This is a genomic window from Mycobacterium sp. TH-M106, from assembly GCF_057473765.1.
The window spans coordinates 1-14,302 of record NZ_JBYCLE010000450.1 but is presented as its reverse complement, the minus strand read 5'-3'; the positions used below and the strand labels follow the sequence as shown (position 1 = coordinate 14,302).

Annotated in this window: 13 protein-coding genes, 1 tRNA gene and 1 pseudogene; 11 read left to right on the top strand and 4 right to left on the bottom strand. The window is 68.7% G+C overall.

From position 1 onward, the window contains the following. Positions 1–268 (bottom strand): annotated as a pseudogene (locus AC2VOP_RS16040) (adenylate/guanylate cyclase domain-containing protein); the annotation flags it as partial. A gap of 243 nt (positions 269–511) precedes the next feature. Beyond that, positions 512–585 (bottom strand) — tRNA-Leu (locus AC2VOP_RS16035). Positions 586–753: 168 nt separating this feature from the next. Between AC2VOP_RS16035 and pafA the strand changes: the two genes are divergently transcribed. The 7 genes from pafA (at position 754) to AC2VOP_RS16000 (ending at position 9,151) form a co-directional block, all read left to right on the top strand. Continuing rightward, the gene (gene pafA, locus AC2VOP_RS16030; protein ID WP_486961904.1) at positions 754–2,112 is read left to right on the top strand and encodes a Pup--protein ligase; all 1,359 of its coding nucleotides are present in this window, start codon (positions 754–756) and stop codon (positions 2,110–2,112) included. 51 nt (positions 2,113–2,163) lie between these two features. After that, a complete protein-coding gene (locus AC2VOP_RS16025) occupies positions 2,164–3,174 on the top strand; it encodes a helix-turn-helix transcriptional regulator (RefSeq protein ID WP_486961903.1) in 1,011 nt (336 codons plus the stop codon). Positions 3,175–3,223: 49 nt separating this feature from the next. Further along, complete coding sequence (locus AC2VOP_RS16020; RefSeq protein ID WP_486961902.1) at positions 3,224–4,213, top strand: helix-turn-helix transcriptional regulator; 990 nt, start codon at positions 3,224–3,226, stop codon at positions 4,211–4,213. Between the two features lie 55 nt (positions 4,214–4,268). Further along, positions 4,269–4,493, top strand: coding sequence for a Sec-independent protein translocase subunit TatA (gene tatA / locus AC2VOP_RS16015; RefSeq protein ID WP_486961901.1), 225 nt, complete (start codon positions 4,269–4,271; stop codon positions 4,491–4,493). A 49-nt stretch (positions 4,494–4,542) separates the two neighbouring features. Beyond that, positions 4,543–5,460 carry a twin-arginine translocase subunit TatC gene (gene tatC, locus AC2VOP_RS16010; protein WP_486961900.1) on the top strand — a complete coding sequence of 306 codons (918 nt, stop codon included), beginning with the start codon at positions 4,543–4,545 and terminating at the stop codon, positions 5,458–5,460. A gap of 24 nt (positions 5,461–5,484) precedes the next feature. Continuing rightward, positions 5,485–8,310, top strand: coding sequence for a DEAD/DEAH box helicase (locus AC2VOP_RS16005; RefSeq protein ID WP_486961899.1), 2,826 nt, complete (start codon positions 5,485–5,487; stop codon positions 8,308–8,310). Between the two features lie 64 nt (positions 8,311–8,374). After that, positions 8,375–9,151: a DUF4333 domain-containing protein gene (locus AC2VOP_RS16000; protein ID WP_486961898.1), complete on the top strand. Its 777-nt coding sequence runs from the start codon at positions 8,375–8,377 to the stop codon at positions 9,149–9,151. On the opposite strand, the gene AC2VOP_RS15995 is transcribed toward AC2VOP_RS16000, so the two are convergent. Beyond that, a complete protein-coding gene (locus AC2VOP_RS15995; protein WP_486961897.1) occupies positions 9,127–10,119 on the bottom strand; it encodes a 5'-3' exonuclease in 993 nt (330 codons plus the stop codon). The genes AC2VOP_RS16000 and AC2VOP_RS15995 overlap by 25 nt on opposite strands. Positions 10,120–10,143: 24 nt before the next feature. On the opposite strand from AC2VOP_RS15995, the gene AC2VOP_RS15990 reads away from it, so the two are divergent. After that, complete coding sequence (locus tag AC2VOP_RS15990; RefSeq protein ID WP_486961896.1) at positions 10,144–11,271, top strand: M24 family metallopeptidase; 1,128 nt, start codon at positions 10,144–10,146, stop codon at positions 11,269–11,271. A 9-nt stretch (positions 11,272–11,280) separates the two neighbouring features. Here the strand turns inward: AC2VOP_RS15990 and AC2VOP_RS15985 are convergent, their stop codons facing one another. Further along, positions 11,281–11,688 (bottom strand): F420-dependent biliverdin reductase, encoded by a 408-nt coding sequence (locus tag AC2VOP_RS15985; protein WP_486961895.1) that lies wholly within the window; start codon positions 11,686–11,688, stop codon positions 11,281–11,283. A gap of 48 nt (positions 11,689–11,736) precedes the next feature. Here AC2VOP_RS15985 and AC2VOP_RS15980 point away from each other — a divergent pair, with 48 nt between their 5' ends. From AC2VOP_RS15980 to AC2VOP_RS15970, 3 genes are all read left to right on the top strand, one after another. Beyond that, on the top strand, positions 11,737–12,384 hold the full coding sequence (locus tag AC2VOP_RS15980) for a TetR/AcrR family transcriptional regulator (RefSeq protein WP_486961894.1): 648 nt from the start codon (positions 11,737–11,739) through the stop codon (positions 12,382–12,384). 90 nt (positions 12,385–12,474) lie between these two features. Continuing rightward, the gene (locus tag AC2VOP_RS15975; protein ID WP_486961893.1) at positions 12,475–12,906 is read left to right on the top strand and encodes an MmpS family transport accessory protein; all 432 of its coding nucleotides are present in this window, start codon (positions 12,475–12,477) and stop codon (positions 12,904–12,906) included. Continuing rightward, the coding region (locus AC2VOP_RS15970; RefSeq protein WP_486961892.1) for an MMPL family transporter at positions 12,903–14,302 on the top strand (1,400 nt) is incomplete at its 3' end. The genes AC2VOP_RS15975 and AC2VOP_RS15970, both read left to right, overlap by 4 nt.

Here is a 14,302-nt window from a genome sequence, read left to right as displayed (position 1 = left end):
AGTAAAACTGCAGGCCGGAGTCGGTTCCCACCGCCCAGCAGACCACAAAGGTCGTCAGGTACGCGGTGCAGGTGAACGTCAACGGCGCGACGAACTCCCCGTAGCGGTACAGCATCGGAGTCGACACGAAGACAGCCGCGGCAGCCAGGTTGACGACACCGATCCACCAATAGCCCGGACCGACGAAGAATTGCAGTATCCCGAAACCCCCGCTGATCGCCGCTGCGAGCCACGCCGCGATCTTGAGCACCCGCAGCCGCTGGGCCACCCGTTGCTCGTAGTGTCGCGTGCGGGCGGGGACGCAATGCGACCGCCGGTACCCAGTGTCTGCCTCGACCGGTGCGGCAGCGCAGTGCCGTCCGACCGCCCTGGATGGCATGATCGAAGCTTAACGCGATAAGCCGTGCCCCACCCGCCTGCAGATTGCCCTCGGCGGGATGCGGGCCGACTCTGGGTTACCGTGACGTCGGTCCACCGCTGCGCATCGACGGGCCCTTCTGCGCTTATAAGGTGCCCTCGGTGGGATTCGAACCCACACTGTACGGGTTTTGAGTCCGTTTCCTCTGCCAGTTGGGATACGAGGGCCCGATGCGCGCAGCAGCCGCGCGGTTTCCCACCTTAAACGATGTCGGCGGCGTGCCGCCCGCCCCTGACGTCACTGCACTGGACTGTCCCGATGGTCACTGCACGCCGTGCGCGCAGGTGCGCGGACCTGGCCGCCGTTGCCGCGCGTCAACCAGTACCCTCGATCACGTGCAGCGGCGAATCATGGGCATCGAGACCGAATTCGGTGTCACCTGCACGTTCCACGGCCACCGCCGGCTGTCCCCGGACGAGGTGGCCCGCTACCTGTTCCGCCGGGTGGTGTCGTGGGGCCGCAGCTCCAACGTGTTCCTGCGCAACGGGGCCCGGTTGTACCTCGACGTGGGCAGCCACCCCGAGTACGCCACCGCCGAATGCGACAACCTGGTGCAGCTGGTCACCCACGACCATGCCGGCGAACGGGTGCTGGAAGACCTGCTGATCGACGCCGAGCAGCGACTGGCCGACGAGGGCATCGGCGGCGACATCTATCTGTTCAAGAACAACACCGACTCGGCGGGCAACTCCTACGGCTGCCACGAGAACTACCTGATCGTGCGGGCCGGCGAATTCTCCCGGATCTCCGATGTGCTGCTGCCTTTTCTGGTGACCCGTCAGCTGATCTGCGGTGCCGGCAAGGTGCTGCAAACCCCCAAGGCCGCCACATTCTGCCTGTCGCAGCGCGCCGAGCACATCTGGGAGGGCGTGTCCAGCGCGACCACCCGGTCCCGCCCGATCATCAACACTCGCGACGAGCCGCACGCCGACGCCGAGAAGTACCGCCGACTGCACGTCATCGTCGGCGACTCCAACATGTCCGAGACCACCACGATGCTCAAGGTGGGCAGCGCAACGCTGGTGCTGGAGATGATCGAGGCCGGGGTGTCGTTTCGCGACTTCTCGCTGGACAACCCGATCCGCGCTATCCGCGAGGTCAGCCACGATCTGACCGGCCGCCGCCCGGTGCGGCTCGCCGGCGGCCGGCAGGCCAGCGCATTGGACATCCAGCGCGAGTACTACAGCCGTGCCGTCGAGTACCTGCTGACCCGGGGGTCCAACCCGCAGGTCGAGCAGGTCATCGACTTGTGGGGACGCCAGCTCGACGCCGTGGAGCGCCAGGATTTCGCCAAGGTCGACACCGAGATCGACTGGGTGATCAAACGCAAGCTGTTCCAGCGCTACCAGGACGCCTACCACATGGAGCTGTCCGACCCGAAGATCGCCCAGCTGGATCTGGCCTATCACGACATCAAACGCGGCCGCGGCGTGTTCGACCTGTTGCAACGCAAGGGTCTGGCGGCCCGCATCGCCACCGACGAGGAGATCGACGATGCGGTCGACACCCCGCCGCAGACCACCCGCGCCAAGCTGCGCGGCGAGTTCATCACTGCGGCGCAGGCCGCCGGCCGGGACTTCACCGTCGACTGGGTGCACCTCAAGCTCAACGACCAGGCCCAGCGCACCGTGCTGTGCAAGGACCCGTTCCGGTCGGTCGACGAACGGGTCAACCGGCTGATCGCGAGCATGTGACCCGACGACGATGCGAGCCGGGCAAGCGGACTGAGCAACTACCCTGTCAGGGTGGCCACCGCCAAAGTCGAACGGCTGCTGAACCTCGTCATCGCACTGCTGTCCACCCGCGGCTACCTCACCGCGGAGAAGATCCGGTCCAGCGTGGCCGGCTACGCCGACTGCCCCACCGCGGACGCGTTCTCCCGGATGTTCGAGCGGGACAAGAACGAACTGCGGGATCTGGGCATTCCGTTGGAGACCGGCAAGGTGTCGGCATTCGATCTGGTCGAGGGCTACCGCATCAACCGCGATGACTATGCGCTGCCCGACGTCGAGCTGACCGCCGACGAGGCCGCCGCGGTGGCAGTGGCCACGCAGCTGTGGGAGACCCCGGAGCTGATCAGCGCCACCCAGGGTGCGTTGCTCAAACTGCGGGCCGCCGGCGTGGACGTCGACCCCGACCCCACGGTCACCATCGCCCCGGCCGCCGGGCCGCCTGGGCTGCGCGGCGCCCAGCACGTTCTCGGCGCGCTGCTGTCGGCCACCGTCAGCGGGCAGGCGGTGCAGTTCGAGCATCGCCCGTCGCGCGCCGAACCCTACGCCGTCCGCACCGTCGAACCGTGGGGAGTGATCACCGCTAACGGCCGCTGGTATCTGGTCGGTCACGACCGTGACCGCGACGCCACCCGGGTGTTCCGGTTGTCCCGCATCGGTGGTGCTGTCACCGTGATCGGCCCGGTCGGCGCGGTCACGCGGCCAGACGACGTCGACCTACGCCAGATCGTGGCCGATGCGGTGGCCGGCCAATTTCCGGCGCCCGCCGACGTTCGGGCCCGGGTGTGGGTGGCCGACGGCCGGGCCATCGCAGTGCGCCGTGCCGGGACTTCGGTCGGGCGCAGGAAATTGGCCGGCCGCGACGGTGAGGTGATCGAGCTCGACGTTGGGTCGACCGACCGGTTGGCCCGCGAAATCGCCGGACACGGTGCCGATGCCGTCGTACTGGAACCGGACTCGCTGCGCGACGACGTGCTGGCCCGGTTGCGCGCCCGGGCCGCCGCAGCCTGCGGGGGCGAGAAATGACCCGCGCCAGCGACGATGCCCCCCATCGCAATGAGAAGGGGCAGCGCAGATGAACCCCGTGTCTTCCCGCTTGGTGCGGCTGCTGAATATGGTGCCGTACTTTCAGGCCAACCCGCGGGTCACCCGCGCCAAGGCCGCCGCCGATCTGGGCGTCACGGTGCAGCAGCTCGACCAGGACGTCAACCAGTTGTTTGTCTGCGGTCAGCCCGGCTACTACCCCGACGATCTGATCGACTTCGCATTCATCGGTGACACGATCGAGGTGACGTTCTCGGCCGGTATCGACCACCCGCTTCGGCTCACCTCACCGGAGGCCACCGGCCTGCTGGTAGCCCTGCGCGCGCTGGTGGACATTGCCGGTGTGGTCGACCCGGCGGCGGCGCGCAGCGCTATCGCCAAGATCGAGTCGGCGGCCGGCGCCGCGGCGGGTCCGTCACCGGCGGCGGCCGACGAACCTGGGCCCACCGACGACGCGGCCACCGGCGCGGTCCGCGACGCTGTGCGGGAGAAGCGGGCGCTGGCCATCGATTACTACGCGGCTTCGCACGACACGATGTCCCACCGGGTGGTCGACCCGATCCGGGTGGCGGTGATCGGTAACCACAGCTACCTGGAGGCCTGGTGCCGTGAGGCCGAGGCGGTGCGGCTGTTCCGGTTCGACCGTGTCGTCGCCGCCACCGTGCTCGACGAGGCGTCTGCAGCACCGCAACCGGCGGCGCAGGCGTCGACGGACACCTCGCTGTTCGCCGCCGACCCGGCGCTGCCAGCGGCGACGCTGCGGGTGGCGCCATCGGCGTCATGGATGTTCGAGTACTACCCGATGCGGGTCGTGCGGGAACTGTCCGAGGGTTACTGCGAGGCCGCGGTGACCTACATCTCCGACGAGTGGATGACCCGCCTGATGCTGGGCTTCGGGCCGGAGGTGCAGGTGCTGGGGCCCGAGCCGCTGGCGGCCCGGGTGCGTGCGGCCGCGACGGCGGCGGTCGCGGCCTATGAGACGGCGTATGAGGCGGCGTACGAGGCTGGGCGGCGCGGTTGAGGAGCTCACGCGGTGAGCTGCGGTAGCATCGAGGCGACGTCTGGAGGTGACCAAAGTGGGCAGTCTGAGTCCGTGGCACTGGGCGATCCTGTTGGCCGTGGTGATTGTGCTGTTTGGTGCCAAGCGGCTCCCCGACGCGGCGCGTTCGCTGGGTAAGTCGTTGCGCATCTTCAAATCCGAGGTTCGCGAGCTGCAGAACGACACCAAACCGCAAGCACCCCCCACCCCGGTGCAGTCCGAGCGCGTCGACCCGCCCGGCGCCGACGGACGACCGGTCTAGGCCCGGCATCGCCGATACGGCGCGGAAGTACCCCCGACTGAACGTATCCGTGCGCACCCCCGAACTGCTCAGGCGACTCGACCCGCGTCATCGCCGTAGCCGCGTTAACCCTGACGGGACGATGTCGCTCGTCGATCACCTGCGTGAGCTGCGGACCCGGCTGTTGATCGCTCTGGCCGCCATCGCGCTCGCGACGATCGTCGGGTTCATCTGGTACACCCATTCGCTCTTCGGGCTGGGCAGCCTGGGCGAGTGGCTGCGGCATCCGTACTGTGCGCTGCCGGCGTCGGCGCGCGCGGACATCAGCGCCGACGGGCAGTGCCGGCTGCTGGCGACCGCGCCGTTCGACCAATTCATGTTGCGGCTCAAAGTCGGGATGGCCACCGGGATCGTGCTGGCCTGCCCGGTCTGGTTCTACCAGCTGTGGGCGTTCATCACACCCGGCCTCTACCGCAGGGAACGCCGGTTCGCGGCGGCATTCGTGGTGTCGGCGGCGGGGCTGTTCGTAGCGGGCGCGGTCCTGGCGTATCTGGTGCTGGCAAAAGCGCTGGGGTTTCTGCTGACGGTCGGCAGCGACGTGCAGGTGACCGCCCTCTCCGGTGACCGCTATTTCGGCTTCCTGGTCAACCTGCTGGTGGTGTTCGGGGTCAGCTTCGAGTTCCCGCTGCTGATCGTCATGCTCAACCTGGCCGGTGTGCTGACCTATGCCCGGCTCAAGTCCTGGCGGCGTGGACTGATCTTCACGATGTTCGTCTTCGCTGCGGTGTTCACGCCCGGCTCGGACCCGTTTTCCATGCTGGTGCTCGGGTCTGCGCTGACCCTGCTACTGGAGTTCGCCGTCCAGATCGCCCGGTTGCACGACAGGCGCACAGCAAAGCGCGAAGCCGCCGAAATCGCCGACGACCAAGCAGACGGCCAAGCATCGGTGATCGAGCCGCCGTCAGCGGTCCATGAAGACATCAGCTGATCGGCTTCGCCGCAAACCACCGACATGACCGGGTCGACGGGATCGTCCGGGCTGGCCCGGTTCGCCGCCGAACTGCCGTTCACCCTCGACGATTTCCAGCAGCGGGCGTGTGCGGCGCTAGAAGACGGCCACGGCGTACTGGTCTGCGCGCCGACCGGCGCCGGCAAGACCGTCGTCGGCGAGTTCGCGGTGCACCTGGCGCTGGCTGCCGGCGGGAAATGTTTCTACACCACACCCCTGAAAGCGCTGAGCAACCAGAAGCACACCGACCTGACCGCGCGCTACGGCAAAGACCGCATCGGACTGCTCACCGGCGACCTGTCGGTCAACGCCAACGCGCCCGTGGTGGTGATGACCACCGAGGTGCTGCGCAACATGCTCTACGCCGACTCGCCTGCACTGCAAGGACTGTCGTACGTGGTGATGGACGAGGTGCACTTCCTCGCCGACCGGATGCGTGGCGCGGTGTGGGAGGAGGTCATCCTGCATCTGGCCGACGACGTTCGGCTGGTCAGCCTGTCGGCAACGGTCAGCAACGCCGAGGAGTTCGGCGGCTGGATCCAGACCGTGCGCGGCGACACCACGGTCGTGGTCGACGAACACCGTCCGGTGCCGCTGTGGCAGCACATGCTGGTGGGCAAACGGCTGTTCGACTTGTTCGACTACCGGGCCCACTCAGACGCTCCGGAGGTTCATGCGACCAGGCAACCGGTTGTCGACCCGGCGCTGCTGCGCCATATCGCCCATCGACGTGAGGCGGACCGCCTGGCCGATCGACAGCCCCGGCGGCGCGGTCCGGGGCGACCCGGCCGGCCCGGCATGTACCGGCCACCCATGCGGCCGGACGTGATCGAGATTCTCGACTCGGCGGGTCTGCTGCCAGCGATCACCTTCGTGTTCTCCCGGGCCGGCTGCGACGCCGCCGTCAAGCAGTGCCTCCGGTCGCCGCTGCGGTTGACCACCGAGCAGGAACGAGCGCAGATCGCGGAGGTCATCGACCACCGCTGCGGCGACCTGGCCGATGCCGACCTGGCGGTGCTCGACTACTACGAGTGGCGCGAGGGGCTGCTGCGCGGTCTCGCCGCCCACCACGCCGGGCTGCTGCCGGTGTTCCGGCACACCGTCGAGGAGTTGTTCACCGCCGGCCTGGTCAAGGCCGTGTTCGCCACCGAGACGCTGGCGCTGGGCATCAACATGCCGGCCCGCACGGTGGTGTTGGAGCGGCTGGTGAAGTTCAACGGCGAGCAGCACGCCCCGCTGACACCCGGAGAGTACACCCAGTTGACCGGCCGCGCCGGCCGACGCGGCATCGACATCGAGGGGCATGCGGTGGTGCTCTGGGCTCCCGATCTCGACCCCGGCGACGTCGCCGGGCTGGCGTCCACCCGCACCTTCCCGCTGCGCAGTTCGTTCACCCCGGGCTACAACATGACGATCAACCTGGTGCGCCGGATGGGACCCGAGCAGGCACACCGGTTGCTGGAACAGTCATTCGCCCAATACCAGGCCGACCGGTCCGTCGTCGGGCTGGTCCGCGCCGCCGAACGCGGCGAGCGGATGCTCGCGCAGACCGCCGCCGAAATCGGCGGCGCCGATGCGCCGATCCTCGACTATGCGCGGCTGCGGGCGCAGATCTCCGAGCGGGAACGCGCCCAGGCCCGGTCGTCGCGGCTGCAGCGGCGCCGCGCGGCTAATGACGCGTTGGCGGCGCTGCGCCGGGGCGACATCATCACCCTGCGCCACCGTCGTCGCGGCGGGTTGGCGGTGGTGCTGGAATCCGACCGGGACAGCCTCGAGCCGCGGCCGCTGGTGTTGACCGAAAACCGCTGGGCCGGTCGGATCTCGTCCGCCGACTCTCCGGGCGCCGGGGGCTGGACACCGGTGGGGTCGATGAGCCTGCCCAAGCGGGTGGAACACCGCCAGCCGCGGGTCCGCCGAGACGTTGCCTCGGCGCTGCGCGCGGCCGTGACCAACCTGGCCGACGTGGGCGACCTGACGGTCGCGCCTGAGCGCAGGCGGCGCGGCGTGCGGACCGGAGACGGCCCGGACGCTGACCCGGAGCTGGCCTCGTTGCGCGAACAGTTGCGTCGTCATCCCGCCCACCGGGCGCCGGACCGCGACGCCGGGATCGCCGCAGCCGAACGTTACCTGCGCATCGAACGTGACAACGCGCAGCTTCGCCAGAAGGTGGCGGCCGCTACCAACTCGTTGGCCCGCACCTTCGACCGGATCGTCGACCTGCTCACCGAACGCGGGTTCATCCGGGCCAGCTCGGCCGATGAGAGTGTCCTGCAGGTGACCGACGACGGTCGGCTGCTGGCCCGGATCTACAGCGAGAGCGACCTTTTGGTCGCCGAGTGCCTGCGCAGCGGGGTGTGGGGCGGGTTGACCGCGGCCGAGTTGGCTGCGGTGGTCTCGGCTGTGCTCTACGAGTCGCGCGGCGGTGACGGGGGCGGCGCAGGTGGGTCGGCAGGTGGGGAACCGCCCAGCGTGCCGGTGCGCCGCGCCCTGCAGCAGACCCGCAGGCTGTCGGCGGCGCTGCGGGCCGACGAGCAGCGGCACCGGATCGCGCCCGGCCGTGAACCCGACGACGGGTTCGTCACCGCCGCGTACCGCTGGGCCAACAACGGTGACCTGGCCGCCGCGCTGGCCGCCTCGGGCAGTCCCCCGCAAGCGGGAGGCGCCCCGAGGTCGCCGCTGTCGGCCGGGGATTTCGTGCGCTGGTGCCGACAGTTGCTCGATCTGTTGGACCAGGTGCGCAACGCCAGTCCCGAGCCCGCGTTGCGGGTCACCGCGAAAGCAGCGATCGGCACGATTCTGCGTGGCGTCGTCGCTGTTGATGCCGGGTAGGCTTGAACCACGCTACGGTGTATACCCGGCGAGCGTTCGGCACGGGAGAGGACTGAGCAACGAGATGAGCGGACCGCAGGGGTACGACCCCACGCAGCCCTGGCAGCCTGCCCCGACCGATCCGGGGGAGGAGCAGCAGGGTTCCGGGCAGGGTCCGGAGCAGCAGTGGCAGCCGCCGGCCTACACCCCGTCGCAGTACCCGCAGTATGAGCAGCCGCTGACGGCATACCCCGCGGCGCCGTATCCGTCGGCCACACCCGGCTACCCGCACCCGGAGCCCCACGGCCAGCAGCCGACACCCTATACGCAACCCGGCCAGTACGGGCCGTACCCGCCGCCCGGCCAGTACGACCAGGCCACCCAGTACGCCCAGCCGGGACAGTACGGTCAGCCGGCGCAATATGGTCAGCCGGGGCAGTACAGTCAGTACCCGCAGCAGCCCGGCCAGTACGGGCAGTACCCGCAACAGCCCGGCCAGTACGGGCAAGCCGAGGAGGCCGGCAAGCGCTCGACCGCCGTGATCGGCGCGGTGACCGCGGCGTTCCTCGGGATCGTCGCCCTGACCGTGCTGGTGCTCGGCTTCTGGAGACCCGGCTTCTTCGTGACCACCAAACTGGACATCGACAAGGCGCAAGCCGGTGTGCAGCAGATCCTCACCGACCAGACCAACGGTTACGGGGCCAAGAACGTCAAAGACGTCAGATGCAACGACGGTCAAAGCCCCGTCGTCAAAAAGGGCGACACCTTCAACTGCGAGGTCAGCATCGACGGCACCACGCGTCAGGTGACGGTGACCTTCCAGGACAATTCAGGCACCTACGAGGTCGGCCGGCCCAGATGATCGCCGGCCGGTGAGGCCGGCAGACCCGCAAGTGCCGTACTCAGCCGGGCAATCGATGACCCCACTCCGAACTGGACGCCTAGGTCGGCGGCGCGGGCCGGCTCGGCGGCGACCCGCGGCAGCGCATCGGACGGCGTCGACAACGTGACCGGCGCGTCGGTGACCACCCGCACCACCGGTCCCGCGGCTTCGAGGTAGTCGCTGGCCGCCCGCAGTTCTGCCCGGGCGGCCTTCGGCACTGACGAAGTCGGGTCCGCGACGGCCGCCAGGATCGCCGTCAGCGAGCCGTAACGAGTCAACAACGCCGCGGCCGTCTTCTCACCGATGCCCCGAACGCCGGGCAGCCCGTCAGACGGGTCGCCGCGCAGCAGCGCCAACTCGGCGTAGGCGGCCCCGGCCCGGTCGACGGGCAGCCCGTAACGCTCGGCCACCTCCGCAGGACCGAACAGCGTCGCCCCGGCCAGCCCCCGCCCCAGGTAGAGCACCCGGACTTCGACCGGCCGGTCGGTGACCACCTGCAGCAGGTCCCGATCACCGCTGACGACGATCACCGGATCGCGGCGTTCGGCGGCGGCCAGGGTCGCCAGCACGTCGTCGGCCTCGAATCCGGGTGCGCCGCCGGTCGCGATGCCGAACGCGGCGAGGATGTCGATGATCATCTCGGCCTGAGGGGTCAACTCGTCGGGGACTTCCTCGACGTCGGTCCGGCCGTCCGGGTCAAGTTGGGTGACCCGGTGTGCCTTGTACGACGGGACACGGTCCACCCGCCACTGCGGTCGCCAGTCCACGTCCAGGCACACCACCATCCGGGCGGGCCGATGCCGGGTGATCAGGGCGGCAACGGTGTCCAGGAAGCCGCGCACCGCGTTCACCGGCCGCCCGTCCGGCGCGGTGATCGACGACGGCACTCCGAAGAAAGAGCGAAACCACATGCTGGCACCGTCGAGCAGCAGCACGGGGGAGGGCACGACGGTCAGGTTAGCCTAAGGGTTGTGGTTGCTCACCGGTTCGACAGCGCGGTCTATGCCCGCCGGCTGGCCGCTGCGGCCGCCGCTGGCGCGTCCGCCGGCCTGGCCGGCATGGTGATCACCCCGGGCTACGATCTGCGGTATCTGATCGGGTCTCGCGCGCAGACTTTCGAGAGGCTCACCGCGCTGGTGCTGCCCGCCTCCGGTGCACCGACGATGGTGGTGCCGCGGCTGGAGTTAGCCTCCCTTGAAGCCTCCGCGGTAGCGGATCTCGGCTTGTCGGTGCGAGATTGGGTCGACGGCGCCGACCCCTACCGGTTGGTCGCCGATGCGCTGGGCGGGGCTCCCGGCGTCTGCGCGGTCACCGAGTCGATGCCGGCAATGCACCTGTTGCCGCTCGCGAAGGTGCTCGGTGCAGCGCCGGTGCTGGCCACCGGGGTGCTGCGCGAGCTACGGATGATCAAGGACGCCAGTGAGATTGACGCGCTGCGCAAAGCCGGGGCAGCTATCGACCGAGTGCACGCCCGGGTGGCACAGTTCCTGGCGCCCGGCCGCACCGAAGCCGACGTCGCCGCGGATATCTCCAAGGCCATTGTCGCCGAAGGACATTCGGAAGTCGCCTTCGTCATCGTCGGGTCCGGGCCGCACGGCGCCGACCCCCATCACGAGTGTTCCGAGCGCGAACTGCGGGCAGGTGATGTCGTCGTCGTCGACATCGGCGGTGCGTGGGATCCCGGATATCATTCCGACTCGACGCGGACTTACAGCCTCGGGCAACCCAGTGCACAAGTGGCACAGCACTATTCAGTGCTTCAAGCCGCTCAGCGTGCGGCGGTCGCGGTGGTCCGTCCGGGGGTGACCGCCGAGCAGGTCGACGCCGCCGCCCGCGACGTGCTGGCCGGTGCCGGGCTGGGGGAGTATTTCGTGCACCGCACCGGCCACGGCATCGGGCTGTCGGTGCACGAAGAGCCCTACATCGTCGCCGGCAATCACCTGGCGCTGGTTGCGGGCATGGCGTTCTCCGTCGAACCCGGAATCTACTTCCCCGGCCGGTGGGGCGCCCGCATCGAGGACATCGTGGTGGTGACGGAGCACGGCAGCGAACCGCTCAACAACCGGCCGCACGAGCTGATCGTGGTGCCGGTGTCGTAGGCGTCAGCTTTATCCCCGGTCCAGCAGATCCGAGGAGCCGAGCACCCGCTCGACCTGGACTTCGATCACCACTCGTTGCGGGTTGACCCGCGGCGTTCGATAGCGCTGGGCGTAGCGCAACTCGGCGTCGCGAACAGCGTCGGCTGCGCTGCTGACGCTGGCCGCGCCCTCCAGCGACAGCCAGCGTGCCCCGTCGACCTGGCTGAGCACGGCCACCCCGCCGCGCTCGGCGTTGAGTGCCTTCTGCGAGCCACCGGTGGTGATCACTCGGGCGATGTGGGTGGTGGGGTCGAAGGTGAAGCCCACCGCCACGACGTGCGGGGAGTTGTCGGCGCGCAGCGTGGTCAGCATCGCCAGATGGCGTTCGGTGAGAAACGCCAGCGCGTCACTGGTGAGCCTGGTGGTGGTGTGGGTCATCATCGCTCACGGTAGCGCAGCAGATCATCGCAGCCGTGCACGACACGGATGCGGCGGGCGCCTGTACGAGCATGCGCGATACTTCATACCGTGGACGCCGTGCCCCGGACCGCCGACCGCGCGAGCGCGCCATCCCCGTGGTCGGCGCGGGAGGCCGAATTGCTCGCGGTGACGCTGCGGCTGCTGCAAGAACACGGATACGACCGGTTGACGGTGGATGCGGTAGCGACCACCGCCCGCGCCAGCAAGGCCACCGTGTACCGGCGCTGGCCGTCGAAAGCCGAGCTGGTGCTGGCCGCATTCATCGAGGGCACCCGACAGGTCGCGGTCCCGCCGGACACCGGCAGCCTGCGGGGGGATCTGCTGCGGCTGGGGGAGGTGATCGCCCAACACGCCCGCCGGCACGCAGGCACCATCCGCGCGGTGCTCGTCGAGGTGTCGCGCAACAGTGCGCTCAACGACGTCATGCAACGCCAGTTCGTCGACCAGCGCAAAGCGCTGATCAGCCACATCGTGCAGCAGGCCGTGGACCGCGGCGAGATCGACCGGGCAGCCGTCAACGACGAGCTCTGGGACGTGTTGCCGGGCTACCTCGTCTTCCGCGCCATCATCGAGAACCGCCCCCCGACCGGGCGCACCGTGCAGGCGCTGGTCGACGACGTCCTCGTCCCCAGCCTCACCCGGCTCACGGGCTGACGTCGACCGGAATCGTTGTCATGGAACAGTCCGGTACCGTACCGTTTAGCTGTCGGATGTCGAGGCGTTAATCAGGTGAAACGAGTCTCAGTGACCAGGCTGGTCAGGCGACGGTGGATGGTGCTGGTCGCCATCGTCGTCGTGGGCGTCGCGGGGTTTGCGATGTACCGGCTCAACGGGGCCTTCGGCGCCCAGCACGGCACGTCCGGCGCCGGCGGCATCTCCAACGACATCATCCCGTTCAACCCCAAGCAGATGGTGCTCGAGGTTTTCGGCGCACCGGGCAGCACGGCGACGATCAACTACCTCGACGTCGACGCCCAACCGCAGCAGGTGGTGAACGTACCCCTGCCGTGGTCGTACACGATCACCACCACCGAGCCGGCGGTGATGGGAAACCTGGTGGCCCAGGGCAACAGCGACTTCCTGGGCTGTCGCATCATCGTCAACGGCGCCGTCAAGGACGAAAGGACGGTCAACGCAGTGAACGCTTACACCTTCTGCCTGGACAAGTCCGGATGAGCAACCACCACGAATCGCGAAACTCCTTCCTGCCGCGCACCATTCGGCGGCTTTCGGTGCCGATCCTGTTGTTCTGGCTGGCGCTGGCCGCGGTCACCAACACCGCCGTGCCGAAGCTGGAAGAGGTCGGCAAGTTGCACAACGTCGCGATGAGTCCCGCCGACGCGCCGTCGATGCGGGCCATGAAACGCATGGGCGAGGTGTTTCACGAGTTCAACTACGACAGCGTGGCGATGATCGTCCTGGAAAGCGACAAACCGCTCGGTGACGACGCCCATCTTTTCTACAACGACCTGATCCACAAGCTCGCCGACGACACCACGCACGTGCAGCACGTTCAGGACTTCTGGGGTGACACCCTGACGGCGGCCGGCGCGCAGAGCAGCGACGGCAAGGCGGCGTATGTCCAGGTGTATCTGACCGGCAACCAGGGGGAGGCGCTGGCGATCGAGTCCGTCAACGCCCTCCGGAGCATCGTCACGCAGACGCCGGCGCCACCCGGCGTCACGGCCTACGTCACCGGGGCCGCACCGCTGATCGCCGACCAGTTCAACGTGGGCAGCAAGGGCACCGTGAAGGTCACCGCGATCACCATCGTGGTGATCGCGGTGATGCTGCTCTTCGTCTACCGGTCGGTGGCCACGATGATCCTCGCGCTGCTGACGGTGCTCGTCGAGATGGCAGCGGCGCGCGGGGTCGTCGCCTTCCTCGCCAACACCGGAATCGTCGGGCTCTCCACGTATGCGACCAACCTGCTCACCCTGTTGGTGATCGCGGCCGGCACCGATTACGTGATCTTCTTCCTCGGCCGCTATCAGGAGTCGCGGCAGTCCGGCCAGGACACCGAACACGCCTTCCACACCATGTTCGACGAGACCGCGCATGTCATCCTGGGGTCCGGTCTGACCGTCGCGGGCGCGGTATTCTGCCTGAGCTTCACCCGGCTGCCCTACTTTCAGAGCCTCGGCATCCCGGCCGCACTCGGCGTCCTCGTCGCGCTGGCCGGTTCGCTCACGCTGGCCCCCGCCGTGCTGACCATTGGTAGCCGCTTCGGCCTCTTCGAGCCCAAACGCACCATGCGGACCCGCGAGTGGCGCCGCATCGGCACCGCCGTCGTCCGATGGCCGGGGCCCATCCTGGTGGTGACCTGCGCGATCGCCCTGATCGGGCTGCTGGCTCTGCCGGGCTACAAGACAAGCTACGACGCCCGCCGCTATCTGCCCGCGGCGGCCCCGGCCAATGTCGGCTATGCCGCCGCTGAGCGGCATTTCTCCCAGGCCCGGATGAACCCCGAACTGTTGATGATCGAGACCGATCACGACATGCGCAACCCCGCCGACATGCTCATCTTGGACAAGGTGGCCAAGAACGTCTTCCACCTGCCCGGTATCGCCAA